The 11,885-nt window shown below is 62.9% G+C and carries 10 protein-coding genes; 4 read left to right on the top strand and 6 right to left on the bottom strand.

Translation table 11 applies throughout. From position 1 onward, the window contains the following. The first annotated feature begins 110 nt into the window (after positions 1 to 110). Positions 111 to 761, top strand: coding sequence for a CatA-like O-acetyltransferase (locus HMPREF1546_RS01920; protein ID WP_021747620.1), 651 nt, complete (start codon positions 111 to 113; stop codon positions 759 to 761). An 85-nt stretch (positions 762 to 846) separates the two neighbouring features. Continuing rightward, a complete protein-coding gene (locus HMPREF1546_RS01915; protein ID WP_021747621.1) occupies positions 847 to 1,494 on the top strand; it encodes a CatB-related O-acetyltransferase in 648 nt (215 codons plus the stop codon). 61 nt (positions 1,495 to 1,555) lie between these two features. Here HMPREF1546_RS01915 and HMPREF1546_RS01910 read toward each other — a convergent pair whose 3' ends face one another. The 6 genes from HMPREF1546_RS01910 to HMPREF1546_RS01885 form a co-directional block, all read right to left on the bottom strand. Beyond that, positions 1,556 to 2,443, bottom strand: coding sequence for a C40 family peptidase (locus HMPREF1546_RS01910; RefSeq protein ID WP_021747622.1), 888 nt, complete (start codon positions 2,441 to 2,443; stop codon positions 1,556 to 1,558). A 54-nt stretch (positions 2,444 to 2,497) separates the two neighbouring features. Further along, the gene (locus tag HMPREF1546_RS01905) at positions 2,498 to 2,803 is read right to left on the bottom strand and encodes a hypothetical protein (RefSeq protein ID WP_021747623.1); all 306 of its coding nucleotides are present in this window, start codon (positions 2,801 to 2,803) and stop codon (positions 2,498 to 2,500) included. A gap of 197 nt (positions 2,804 to 3,000) precedes the next feature. Beyond that, the gene (locus tag HMPREF1546_RS01900) at positions 3,001 to 3,246 is read right to left on the bottom strand and encodes an IreB family regulatory phosphoprotein (protein ID WP_021747624.1); all 246 of its coding nucleotides are present in this window, start codon (positions 3,244 to 3,246) and stop codon (positions 3,001 to 3,003) included. A 343-nt stretch (positions 3,247 to 3,589) separates the two neighbouring features. Next, the gene (pheT, locus tag HMPREF1546_RS01895) at positions 3,590 to 6,310 is read right to left on the bottom strand and encodes a phenylalanine--tRNA ligase subunit beta (protein WP_021747625.1); all 2,721 of its coding nucleotides are present in this window, start codon (positions 6,308 to 6,310) and stop codon (positions 3,590 to 3,592) included. Positions 6,311 to 6,526: 216 nt separating this feature from the next. Continuing rightward, on the bottom strand, positions 6,527 to 7,552 hold the full coding sequence (gene pheS, locus HMPREF1546_RS01890) for a phenylalanine--tRNA ligase subunit alpha (RefSeq protein ID WP_021747627.1): 1,026 nt from the start codon (positions 7,550 to 7,552) through the stop codon (positions 6,527 to 6,529). Between the two features lie 408 nt (positions 7,553 to 7,960). Further along, complete coding sequence (locus HMPREF1546_RS01885) at positions 7,961 to 9,538, bottom strand: hypothetical protein (RefSeq protein WP_021747628.1); 1,578 nt, start codon at positions 9,536 to 9,538, stop codon at positions 7,961 to 7,963. Between the two features lie 150 nt (positions 9,539 to 9,688). Here HMPREF1546_RS01885 and HMPREF1546_RS01880 point away from each other — a divergent pair, with 150 nt between their 5' ends. Beyond that, positions 9,689 to 11,230: a bifunctional ADP-dependent NAD(P)H-hydrate dehydratase/NAD(P)H-hydrate epimerase gene (locus tag HMPREF1546_RS01880; protein WP_021751629.1), complete on the top strand. Its 1,542-nt coding sequence runs from the start codon at positions 9,689 to 9,691 to the stop codon at positions 11,228 to 11,230. Positions 11,231 to 11,248: 18 nt separating this feature from the next. Beyond that, positions 11,249 to 11,854: a hypothetical protein gene (locus HMPREF1546_RS01875; RefSeq protein ID WP_036629971.1), complete on the top strand. Its 606-nt coding sequence runs from the start codon at positions 11,249 to 11,251 to the stop codon at positions 11,852 to 11,854. Positions 11,855 to 11,885: the final 31 nt, after the last annotated feature.

The raw sequence follows: 11,885 nt of genomic DNA, 5'->3' as shown, positions 1-11,885 counted from the left end.
TCTGATTTTTTCGCACTTAGCTATTGACTTTTCATCAAAACGGAAAATGGTGCAAAATGCTTTGGAGTGTGTTATCATACCTCCAAAGATCAAAATGAGGAGGAGCACCTATGAATTGGCGGACGGTGGACATGTCCCGGGAGTCCCGGCGGGACCAATTTGCGTATTTTCAGACCCTGTCCAACCCCTATGTGGGGGTGACGGTGCAGGTGGATGTGACGGAGCTGGCAGTCTGGTGCCGGGAGAGTGGAACGAGCTTCTTTCTGGCGGTGCTGTACGCTGCGGTCCGAGCGGCCAACGGCGTGCCGGAGCTGCGGCGGCGCATCCGGGGCGATCAGGTGGTGGAGTACGACCGCTGCCCCTCCTCCCATACGGTGGCTCTGCCGGACGGGACCTACTGCTACTGCAGCCTGGAGGTGGACCGGCCCTTCCGGGAGTTCCTGCCCTACGCGGCGGCGGAGCAGGAGCGGGTGAAGGCGGCGCCCACCCTGGAGGACGGAGAGGACGGGGAGAGCCTGTTCTTTGTCTCCTGTGTCCCGTGGCTGTCCTACACGGCCCTGACCCAGCCAACCCCAACGCCGGCGGACAGCAATCCCCGCATCACCTGGGGCCGCTGGCACCGACAGGAGGGCCGGACTCTGCTGCCTATGACGCTGCTGGCCAACCATGCTTTGGTGGACGGCATCCACATCGCCCGGTTCTATGAGAATCTGGACCGGGAGCTGGCCGCCCTCTGCGGCGGGGAGAAAACAGAGTACTGAATCAGGAAAGGAGAGAGCGGCAGGTGAGGCGCTGCATTGTGGTGGCCGGGATCGCATGAATCAAATTTGAAAGGAGAATTTCCTCATGCAGATTCCGGCGAATACCATCTATCCCCGCACAGGCGACCGGGAGACCGTCTATCTGAATGCAGTGGTGTCAGACCCCAATATTTCTGTGGGGGATTACACGATCTACAACGATTTCCTCCGGGACCCCACGGAATTCGCGCGCAACAATGTGCTCTATCACTACCCCATCAACGGCGACCGGCTGGTGATCGGAAAATTCTGCTCCATCGCCTGCGGCGCGAAATTCCTGTTCACCAGCGCCAACCACACGCTGAAGTCCCTGTCCACCTATCCCTTTCCCATCTTCTACGAGGCGTGGGACACGTCCGTCTCGGAGATCACGGAGGCCTGGGACAACCGGGGGGACATTGTCATCGGCAGCGATGTCTGGATCGGCTATGAGGCCGTCATCCTCTCCGGCGTGCGGATCGGTGACGGCGCCATCGTGGCCGCCCGGGCGGTGGTGGCTGGGGATGTGGAGCCCTACACCATCGTAGGCGGCGTACCGGCGAAGCCCATCCGGAAGCGGTTCACACCGGAGACCATCCACCGTCTGGAGCGGCTCCGGTGGTGGGACTGGCCACGGGAGAAGCTTCAGCTGCTGCTGCCCCTGCTCCGCCGGGGTGACCTCACGGCACTGGAGCGGGCCGCGGAGAAATTCTAATCCACACAAAAACCGGGCGGCACACAACTGTGCCGCCCGGTTGGATATTTACTCTTAAAACTTACACGTGGATACCGCCCACAAAATAGGTATTGTAGTACCCGCTGGTCAGGCTGCTGACGATGACACCGCCGCTGCGGGAAGAGGAGGAGTGGATGAACTGCCCATCTCCCGTGTAGATACCGGCATGGGAACATGCCTTGCCGGCGTTGCGGCTGGGATCGTTGAAGAACACCAGATCGCCGGGCTGCAGCACGGAGATAGAGTATACCCGGGTGCCCAGGCCACTCTGCCACTGGCTGGTGGCGGAGTGGGGCAGGGAGTAGCCGTGCTGGCTGTACACGTACATGGTGAAGCCGGAGCAGTCAAAGCCGCGGGGAGAGGCGCCGCCGTACACATAACCCGTGCCCAAGTACTGCTTGGCGGTGGCCGCGATGTCGCTGTTGGAGGAGGAAGACTCCGTCAGGTCCAGGAAGTCGCTGCGGATGTAACCCTCGGTGCCGTACTCACAGGTGACGTCGTACCAGCCGTCCACCAAGCCGTTGACCGTGACGATGGCGTCCTCCTCAATGGTGGCCAGCACAGAGCTGTCGGTAGAGGCGTCGGAGCGGACGTTCACGCCGTCGGAATTGACGCGGCCGTATGTAGTGAAGACATTGTCCTGATCTACGTTCAGGTAGTCAGCAGACACATAGCCGGTGCTGCCGTTGTAGGCGATCTTGTACCAGCCGTCCACGGAGTCATCCAAGATCGCCACCGCCACACTCTTGTCCAGCGTGGTGACCACGGAGGCGGAGGTAGAGGGCTCGGCCCGCAGCCGCAGGGAAGAACCTGTGGTGCAGCCGGCGCCGGTGGCGATGTCCGCTGCCAGGGCGGTGACCGCCAGTAGCATTGCGGTGAGAACGGAGAGGAACAGGACCTTGCCTGCTCTGCCTGCGAAGTGCGTCATAGGTGTACGTTCCTTTCGTCAGTCTTTTGTAGCGCGGGGAAAAGGTCCTGTTTCTTACAGCTTGCCAGCAAGAGCACGATCCAGCCAGACGGTGGCGATGTCCATCGCCGCGTAGAGGCTGTCCTTCTCGCTCTTCTTGACCACACGGTCCCGGGACTTCAGCTCCGGGTCCGTCAGCTGCAGCTGGATGGAGACCTTGGTGGCCACCTCCATGTCCTGCTCCTTCTTGGTGTTGAGGATCTGCATCATGATGATATATTTCTCAGCCATCGTGCCGTAGTAGATCAGATTGTCCACCCGGCGAAGGGGATGGCCCTTGTATGTCAAACCTTCTGCCTTCTTGGACTTGCTCTCTGCCATGGAAACACTCCTTCAAAAGTTGTAACCGAATTGTAACAGATTTTATCCGCTTTGTCAACGTTTGGTCACAAGAAATTACAGCCAATTCCTGGGAAGAGACCTGCCTTCGGCCCCTGGACGCAAAAAAATCCCGCAGGGAAGGTCGCCGCGCCATTCGCACGGATGCCCTCTCTGCGGGGGAATGCAGAGGAAAACGGTTACTGCCCCAAATATCTGCGGACCAGCACCTGCAACAGCTCGTCCCGGTCGATCTTGCGGATCAGGGTCCGGGCATTGTTGTGATTGGTGATGTAGGTGGGGTCCTCGGAGAGAATATAACCCACGATCTGGTTGATGGGGTTATAGCCCTTTTCCTCCAATGCCCGATAGACGGTCGAGAGAATCTGATGGATCTCTGCGTCCTTCTCCGTGGCAATATTGAATTTCCTGGTAAAATCGTCCATACAGACACCACCTTTCCCGAAGGGAGCACCACTTCATAATACAAAACTAGTATACTCGTTTTTTGAAAAACTGTAAAGCGTTTTCCGCATGAAATTTGAAAAAATACGCCCCGTAATCGCTGGGAGGGCGCTGGACCGAAAGAACAGGGGGGGTCCAGTGCAGCAGAACGGCCTTCGGCCCGCCTCACAGCGCCTCCGGGAGCGGCGTCTGCATCGGCGCTGCTGGGGGATTGGATTTGAGCCGGGCGGAACGCATCCGCCCGGCTCAAGGTTTCTGTCTGCGCAATAGCACCTGGACGCGACGGCACACAAGCCCGCTGTGCAGTCCGCAGGCGGCCGCATATTACCGCAGGACGGCGTTCAGTTCTGCCTTCAGCGTCTCCAGGATGCTCTTCACATCCTCATCGGCCTCCTGAGCGGTGAGGCTGCGGTCGTCGGAGCGGAGCGTCAGGTTGAAGGCCACGCTCTTCTTGCCCTCCGGGATGCCGGAGCCGGTGTAGATGTCGAACAGGGACACATCCTTCAGCAGCCCCTTGGCGCCCCGGCGGATGCAGTCCTCCAGCGCTCCCACGGTGACGGCCCTGTCGCACACCACGGCGATGTCCCGGGTGACGGCGGGGAACTTGGGCAGGGGGACATATTCCGGGTCGGCCCCCTTGGCATTCTCCAGCTCGTCCATGGCCAGCTCTGCGCAGTAGAATTCCGCGTCTACGCCATAGTTCTTGGCCACCAGGGGATGGATCTGGCCGAACCAGCCCAGGCAGTCACTGCCGCTCCACACCTCGGCGAAGCGGCCGGGGTGGTAGGAGAGCTCCTCCGGCAGGCCGCTGCCGATGCGGAAGGTCACATCCTTCACCCGCAGTTCCTGGAGGATCGCCTCGATGGCGCCCTTCATAGCGTAGAAGTCCATGTTGCCGCCGTAGGCGCCCAGGGTCAGTGTCTTGGACTCGATGGCCAGGCCGTCCTCGCCGCCGGGCAGGTACGTCCGGCCCACCTCATAGAGCTTCACGTCCTGATTGCGGTAGTTGTAGTTCCGGGTCAGGATCTCCAGCATGGAGGGCAGGGTGGTGGTCCGCATGATGGAGGTATCCTCCCCCAGGGGGTTCAGGATCTTGAAGGAGTTCCGCCGCTGGTAATCTTCCGGCCAGCGGATCTTGTCGTACTGGGTCGGGGAGATGAAGGAGTATGTGATGATCTCATCGTACCCGAAGGCCCGGCACACGCTGGACACCCGGCGCTCCAGGATCTCGGCGGCGCCATAGCCGCCCAGGGTGGTCTGGCCCCGCATCAGGGTGGTGGGGATGTTGTTGTAGCCGTAGAACCGGGCCACTTCCTCCGCCAGATCGGCGATGCCCTCCACGTCGCCCCGCCAGGAGGGGATGGTCACGTCGGCAGGGCCGCCGGGGCAGCTGTCGTCCGCTGTGCGGATGTCCACCCGGGCCAGATACCGGTACTGCTCCGCTGCGGGGATGTCGGTGCCCAGCAGCGCGTTCACCCGCTCCGGGTCCATGCGGATGGTGTGGGGCTGGGGCACGTAGTTGAGGATGTCGATGACGCCGTCCACCACCTCTCCGGCGCCCAGCAGCTCCACCAGCTCGCAGGCCCGCTGGACGGCGGGCAGGGTGTTCAGGGGATCCAGACCCTTCTCGAACTTGGCGGAGGCCTCGGTCCGCATCCCCAGGGACAGAGCGCCCTTGCGGATGCAGGTGCCGTCGAAGCAGGCGGACTCGAACACCACGTCGGTGGTGTCCGCCACGATCTCGGAGTTCAATCCGCCCATGATGCCCGCCAGGCCCACGGCCCGGTGCTCGTCGGCGATGACCAGGTGGTTGGCGGTGAGCTTGCGCACGTTGCCGTCCAGGGTGGTCAGTTCCTCGCCCTCCTCGGCCCGGCGGACGATGATGTGGCCGCCCTTCACATAGCGGTAGTCAAAGGCGTGCATGGGCTGGCCGTACTCCAGCATCACATAGTTGGTGATGTCCACGATGTTGTTGATGGGACGGACGCCCATGCTCCGCAGCCGCTCCCGCATCCACTTGGGAGAGGGGGCGATCTTCACGTTCCGCACCATCCGGGCGGTGTACCGGGGCACCAGATCGGCGGCGGGGGTCTCGATGTCCAGCAGGTCCGTCAGCACGCCGTCGGCGCCGCCCTGTACCTCCGGCTCGTGGAGAGTCAGGGGCTGCTGGTAGGTGGCGGCCACCTCCCGGGCCAGACCGATGACGCTGAGGCAGTCGGGGCGGTTGGGGGTGATCTCGAACTCCACCACATGGTCATCCGCGCCGATAATGGGCTTGATGTCATCGCCGTTCTGGATCCCTTCCTCATGGAGGACGAAGATGCCGTCGGGGATGCAGTGGGGGAACTCCTTCTGGTCGGCGTGGAGATCCTCCAGGGTGCAGATGGCGCCTGTCTTGGTGTTGTAGGCCACCAGGTCCCCCTCGTGGAGGTTGGGGCAGATGGTGTCCGGCACAGCGGTGGAGCCGCCCAGGTCCAGACAGGTGTGGAAGGTGTAGTCCGGCTGGCTGGCGCACTCCAGGATCTTGGCGCACACCACCGGCCCGAACACCTTGTCACCGGGCTGGATGTCGGCGGGGATGGAGGGCTTGTCCTTGTCCAGGGGGTGGTAGTCGTTCAGGATGGCGGCGGGGACGATAGCGGCGTAGGGGAAGTCCCGCTCATCCAGCCCCAGCTCATAGAGGCCGCACATCATGCCGTTGGACTCCACGCCCCGCAGCTTGCCCTTCTCGATCTTCTTGCCGCCGGGGAGGGTGGAGTGGTCCAGGGCCACGGGCACCATATCGCCGGGGTGGATGTTCCAGGCGCCGGTGACAATCTGGATGGGCGCGCTCTGGCCCACATCCAGCTGGCAGATCCACATGTGGTCGGAATCCGGGTGGCGCTCCATGGTGAGGATGGTGCCCACCACGATATTGGAGATCTCGGCTCCCCGGTCCTCGGTGGTCTCCACCTTGGAGCCGGAGAGGGTCATGGCCTCGGCAAAGTCTTTATCGTTGGCGTCGACGTGCACAAACTCGTCCAGCCACTTTCTGCTCAGTAACATAACTTCTATAACTCCTTTATATCGGAATGCGGGAGTGCCCCGCAAAAGCCTCGCAGAGTTTCACGCCGCCGGCGTGAAAAAATATCCAGTCATTTTCGGAAGGACACGTGCCTGCCGAAAATTCCCTGACTCAGCCGCCTTGGGCGGCGTTCACCAGTGACCGATGTCACTGGTGAGGGGGAATCTAAAGGGGGGACGGGATCCCCTCTTTAAGAACTAGAACTGTTCCAGGAATCGCACGTCGTTCTCAAAGATCAGCCGCAGGTCGGCGATCTTGAACCGCCGCATGGCGGTGCGCTCCAGGCCGATGCCGAAGGCCCAGCCGGAGTATACCTCCGGGTCGATGCCGGACATCTTCAGCACCTTGGGGTGGATCATGCCGGCGCCCAGCAGCTCGATCCAGCCCTCGCCCTTGCAGGTGGGGCAGCCCACGCCGCCGCACTTGTGGCACTGGACATCCATCTCGCAGGAGGGTTCCGTGAAGGGGAAGTGATGGGGGCGGAACCGGGTTTTGGTGCCCTTGCCGTACAGCATCTCCACCACCGTGTTCAGGGTGCCCTTCAGATCCGCCATGGTGACGCCCTTGTCGATGACCATGCCCTCCACCTGATGGAACATGGGGGAGTGGGTGGCGTCCACCTCATCTTTCCGGTACACCCGGCCGGGGGCGATGATGCGGATGGGCAGCTCCATGGTCTCCATGGCCCGGACCTGCATGGGGCTGGTCTGGGAGCGGAGCATCACCCGGCTGTCCTCGTCAAAGTAGAAGGTGTCGCTCCAGTCCCGGGAGGGGTGGCCCTCGCCGGCGTTCAGCTTGTCGAAGTTATAGGTGGCCAGCTCCACCTCCGGGCCGTCCAGGACCGTGAAGCCCATGGAGATGAAGATCTCCTTGATCTCATCCAGCGCGGTGTACATGGGGTGCTTGTGGCCCAGCTTGTGGGCCTTGCCGGGGACGGTGATGTCCAGCGCCTCGGCCTCCAGCCGCTCCTCCAGGGCCTTTTCCGCCAGGACGGCGGACTGCTGCTCGATGGCGGACTCCACATCTGCCCGGACGGCGTTGGCCAGCTGGCCCATGACGGGCCGCTCCTCGGCGGAGAGCTTGCCCATCTGCTTCAGAACGGCGGTCAGTTCTCCCTTTTTGCCCAGGTACTGGACCCGGAGGGCCTCCAGCTCTCCGGTGTTCCCGGCGGCGCCGATGGCTGCCAGCGCGCCGGCGCGAATGGCTTCCAGTTGTTCCTTCATTGTCCATGCTCCTTATATTATAATGTTGCATACGCAGTGCTCTTGGGATGGAAGGCATCAAAAAAACGCCTCTCATCCCATCCCTGGGACGAAAGGCGAATCCTTCCGCGGTACCACCCGGATTCACGCCGCCTGCGGCGCGCACTCGTGGCCCTGATAACGGAGGGCGGACCGGCCGTGTCTCCACGGCGGCTCCCGGGCGAACCAAATCGGGCGTCCGCAGGTCGGTTTGCAGCCGGTGACCGACCCTCTCTCGGCGGCGTCTCCAATTATTTTCCCGTTCATCGCTGATAACAATTAACACTTATAGCACAGAAAAACCGAAAATGCAAGCCCCAATCCGCCGGAATTCGGGGGATTGGGGCCTGTGGGAATTGGCGAATTGTCCGGAGAACAGGGAAGAAGCTGTCAGCCCAACAGACGGCCATCCATCAGATCCTCCACCTGGATGGCGGTAACCACGCCGTCCGTGATATAAAAGGCGATGTGCTTGCAATACGCCAGACCGCCGGGCTCATAGACATAGCAGGCATCATAGGTGTCAGACTGAAAGCCCGCCAGCTCTACTACGTGAGAGTATATCTCTTCCAGATGGGCGAGGCTGTATCCGCAGTAAAGGCCCCGGGGCGTGCAGAGCGTTCCACCGGACTGGTCATAGTGGGTGGAGGTGGAGAGGCGGAACAGGTATTCTGTGCTATCGTCAGGACTGACGGAGTAGGCCAGCCGCAGATTGCCGCAGTCCACCTCATATACCGTACCGTAGGTGTCGCCGGGACCGGTATAGGTCACGGTGCCCTCCAGTTCGTATCCCCAGGGAAAGGTGCCCTCCTGGACACCCAGGGTCAGCAGCCGCTTCTCACCGGGGACGATCAGGGCAAACTCCGTCTCAATGGGACTCTCCTCTGTAACAGAGGACTCGTAGGCAGCCCGGATTTTGTCCAGCACCGCCTGTTCCGCCTCCGTCTCCGGGTGCAGAGCGTCCAGGAGTGCCTCAAAGTCCGCCCGGTCCTCCCGGTAGAACCTCCCAGCGGCAGTGTATCCTGGACCGGCCACAATGACGTCGATATTCGGGTGGGGCGGTCCCTGTTTCTCCCGGTAGGGGGAGCTGTCCAACAAAGCCAGGACATGCAGGATGTCCTCCGGCCGCTCCAGAAAGCGGCGGGCCAACAGATCGAAGGGAGCCTCTGCATAGGCGCCGTCGGCGTAGATCAAATAGCACGCCAGCTTCCAGTCCGAGTAGTCCTGATAGGCGCTGGTGACCTCAAAGTCCTGATAGTAATTGATGGTATAGACTGTATCTGCCTCCAGGTCTAGGCCGTCCGAGGGACAAAAACCGGTGAATTTCCAGCCGTCCGGTGTATGCGCATAGTCCAGTACGGTGGTGGAGTACCCGGTGGTAGCCACCGTGTGGAAATACCCGTCTCCCTGTAGTTCCCGGCCCTCGAAATCCGCCCAAAAGGTCACCGTCACGGTCCAGTGGTCTTCATCCACCTGCTCCGCCGCCACGGTCTTGTCCAGCAGGTACAGGTTGCTCCCTCGGCCCCCGTCGGTGGCGTAGAGAACGCCGTCGAAGTCCTTGTAGTGATCCGGGGACAGGGCGAAGAGGTTGTCCACAATCTCCGGGGAGAAGTAGGACTCCGCCGTCTCCCGCAGGTCTGCCAGGGACGTGATCGTGACCGGCTGCGGCTGCCAGGAAAGCGTACTGTCCGTGGGCTCCGCCACGGTAGAAACGGGCAGGGAGAGATTCTCCGCATCCACCCGGTAGTAGGTCAGGTCTCCCTCTGTGCGGCTGTCCGCCCTGTCCAGGGGCAGCGTGGTCAGGTCAAACCAGTCGTAGACCGTTGAAGCGGCGGTATACATATTTCTAACGTCTTGTTCCTTCAAAGCGGTCTCCGGGGCCTCATCGGGCGAAACCGGAGATTCCCGCCCGCCGCAGCCGGCGAGCAGCGCGATGGTCAGGAGAAGAAGCGCCCCAAAACGCCTCATGGGCAGCGCCTCCTTTCGTTCCTTTTTGAAGCATCATATCACATTCCACCGGAGAATCCATGACGATCTGGTTACAAATGATTGCAATCCGGAGCGGGAATTCCTATAATAGGCACCAGAAAACCATGAGGAATACAGGAGGTTACGGCCATGAAGCTGACGACGGCGGCGCAGATGAAGGAGCTGGACCGGCAGGCCATTGAAGAGCGGGGCATTCCCTCCATCGACCTGATGGAGCGGGCGGCGGCAGGCGTGGCAGAGGCGGCGCTGGCGCTGCTGCCCAAGCGGCCGGGGAAATGTCGGGGGGCGGCCTTGTGCGGCGCGGGCAACAACGGCGGCGATGGAATCGCCGCAGCCCGGCTGCTGTTTTTGAAGGGGCTGAAGGTCCGGGCGTTCCTGGTAGGGGACTATGAGAAGCTGACGCCGGACGCCCTGGAGGAGACCCGCCGTCTCAGCGAGTGCGGTGTGGAGCTGGAGCGGTTCGACCCGGCGGACGAAAGCCAGCGGGCCTGGGTGTTGGGGTGCGACGTGGTGATCGACGCCCTCTTCGGCGTGGGCCTCTCCCGGCCCATCGGGGCAGGCACGCCCTTTGCCGCGGCGGTGGACTGGATGAATGAGAGCAGGGCCGCCGTGGTGGCGGCGGACATTGCCAGCGGCGTGTCGGCGGACACCGGCGCCGTGCTGGGCCGTGCGGTTCGGGCGGATCGCACTGTTACCTTCACACTGCCCAAGATCGGTCAGGCAGTGGGGGAGGGGGCCGCCCTCTCCGGGAACGTGGAGGTCCGGGACATCGGCATCCCGGCGGATCTGGTCCGGGGCCTTGTCTGCCGGGCCCAGACGGTGGAGCGGGACTTTGCCCGTGCGGCCCTGCCGCCCCGGAGGGCGGACGGCCACAAGGGAACCTTCGGCAAGGTGCTGATCGTCGGCGGCGCAGTGGGCTATACCGGTGCGCCTTATCTCACTGCCGCGGCGGCGGTGCGGACCGGGTGCGGGCTGGTGTCCCTGGGGGTGCCGGAGACCATCTGGCCGGTGGAGGCGGCCAAGTGCGTCTCTGCCATGCCATTCCCTCTGCCGGACAAACATGGGAGGCTCTCTCCCAAGGCGAAAGAGGAAATCCTGGAGCGGGCTGCCGGCTGTGACGCAGTGGCTCTGGGCCCTGGACTGGGCCGGGGAGATGGCGTCACGGAGCTGGTGCTGGATCTGCTGCAGAAAATCCAGCAGCCGATGGTGCTGGACGCCGACGGCATAAACGCCCTGGGGGGACATATAGATGTACTGGACGCCCGGCGAGACCGGATCACGGTGCTGACGCCCCACGACGGGGAGTTCGCCCGCATCGGCGGCGACCTCACCGGCAGCAACCGGCTGGGGGCCGCCCGGGCCTTTGGAGCGGCCCATGGCTGTGTCCTGGTGCTGAAGGGCCACCGGACCCTCACCGCCGCCCCGGCGGGGAACGTGCTGGTGAACACCACCGGAAATTCCGGCCTGGCCAAGGGCGGCAGCGGCGACGTGCTGACGGGGATCGTCGCCGCCCTGCTGGCCCAGGGGGCGACTGCCGTCCGGGCGGCGGCGGTCGGCGTGTGGCTCCACGGCCGGGCCGGGGACTTGGCGGCGGAGCGCCTGACGCCCTATGGTATGACGCCGGAGGACGTGGTGTCGTCACTGCCGGCGGCCATCGGGGAGATCCTATAAAAGACGGAGGTTTTTGCGGTGCGCAGATGGGCTTGCGTACCAATGATGACCCTGTGCCTGCTGCTGACGGCCTGCGGCGGCACAGGCGGAGAGGCGGGGGATGCGGCGGATGCCCGGATGCCCTATCGGAACATGGCGGGCTGCGTCATGGAGGCGGAGGTCTCCTGCACGCAGGACGGCGCGGTCTGGGAGGCCACGCTCCAGTGCGACTACGTGCCGGAGGGGGAGACCACTGTGGAGGTCCTGGCACCGGAGACCATCGCGGGCGTGAAGGCAGTGCTCTCCGATGGGGAAGTGGAACTGGTGTACGAGGACCAGTGCCTGAACGCCGGGAACCTCAGCAGCCAGGAGGTGAGCCCCATGGCCTGCCTGCCCCAGCTGATGAGCGCCCTGCGGGACGGGTGGCTGCTGGAGGAGAGCGAGGAGGACTGGCAGGAGACGTCCTGCTTCCGTCTGACGGTGGACCAGACCGGAGAGCAGAATGGGAAGATCCTCTCCACCCTCTGGCTGCGGCAGGAGGACGGTACGCCCCTCCGAGGGGAGATCGCCGTGGATGGGGAAATCATTTTGACGGCAGACTTTACGAGCTTTTCCTTTTATGATACAATAGAAAACCAGGAATGACTTCGGCGGGAGGGGTCCTCCCGCCGCTTCC

Source organism: Oscillibacter sp. KLE 1745, from assembly GCF_000469445.2.
Lineage (GTDB): Bacteria > Bacillota > Clostridia > Oscillospirales > Oscillospiraceae > Oscillibacter > Oscillibacter welbionis.
Note: the sequence above shows the minus strand (reverse complement) of the source record. Positions and strands in the feature narration are given on the sequence as shown.

Coding starts and splice junctions, on each gene's coding strand:
- pheT (WP_021747625.1), bottom strand. CDS start 6,310: ATGTTACTGAGCAGAAAGTGGCTGGACGAGTTTGTGCACGTCGACGCC.
- pheS (WP_021747627.1), bottom strand. CDS start 7,552: ATGAAGGAACAACTGGAAGCCATTCGCGCCGGCGCGCTGGCAGCCATC.
- HMPREF1546_RS01915 (WP_021747621.1), top strand. CDS start 847: ATGCAGATTCCGGCGAATACCATCTATCCCCGCACAGGCGACCGGGAG.
- HMPREF1546_RS01905 (WP_021747623.1), bottom strand. CDS start 2,803: ATGGCAGAGAGCAAGTCCAAGAAGGCAGAAGGTTTGACATACAAGGGC.
- HMPREF1546_RS01885 (WP_021747628.1), bottom strand. CDS start 9,538: ATGAGGCGTTTTGGGGCGCTTCTTCTCCTGACCATCGCGCTGCTCGCC.
- HMPREF1546_RS01910 (WP_021747622.1), bottom strand. CDS start 2,443: ATGACGCACTTCGCAGGCAGAGCAGGCAAGGTCCTGTTCCTCTCCGTT.
- HMPREF1546_RS01880 (WP_021751629.1), top strand. CDS start 9,689: ATGAAGCTGACGACGGCGGCGCAGATGAAGGAGCTGGACCGGCAGGCC.
- HMPREF1546_RS01900 (WP_021747624.1), bottom strand. CDS start 3,246: ATGGACGATTTTACCAGGAAATTCAATATTGCCACGGAGAAGGACGCA.
- HMPREF1546_RS01920 (WP_021747620.1), top strand. CDS start 111: ATGAATTGGCGGACGGTGGACATGTCCCGGGAGTCCCGGCGGGACCAA.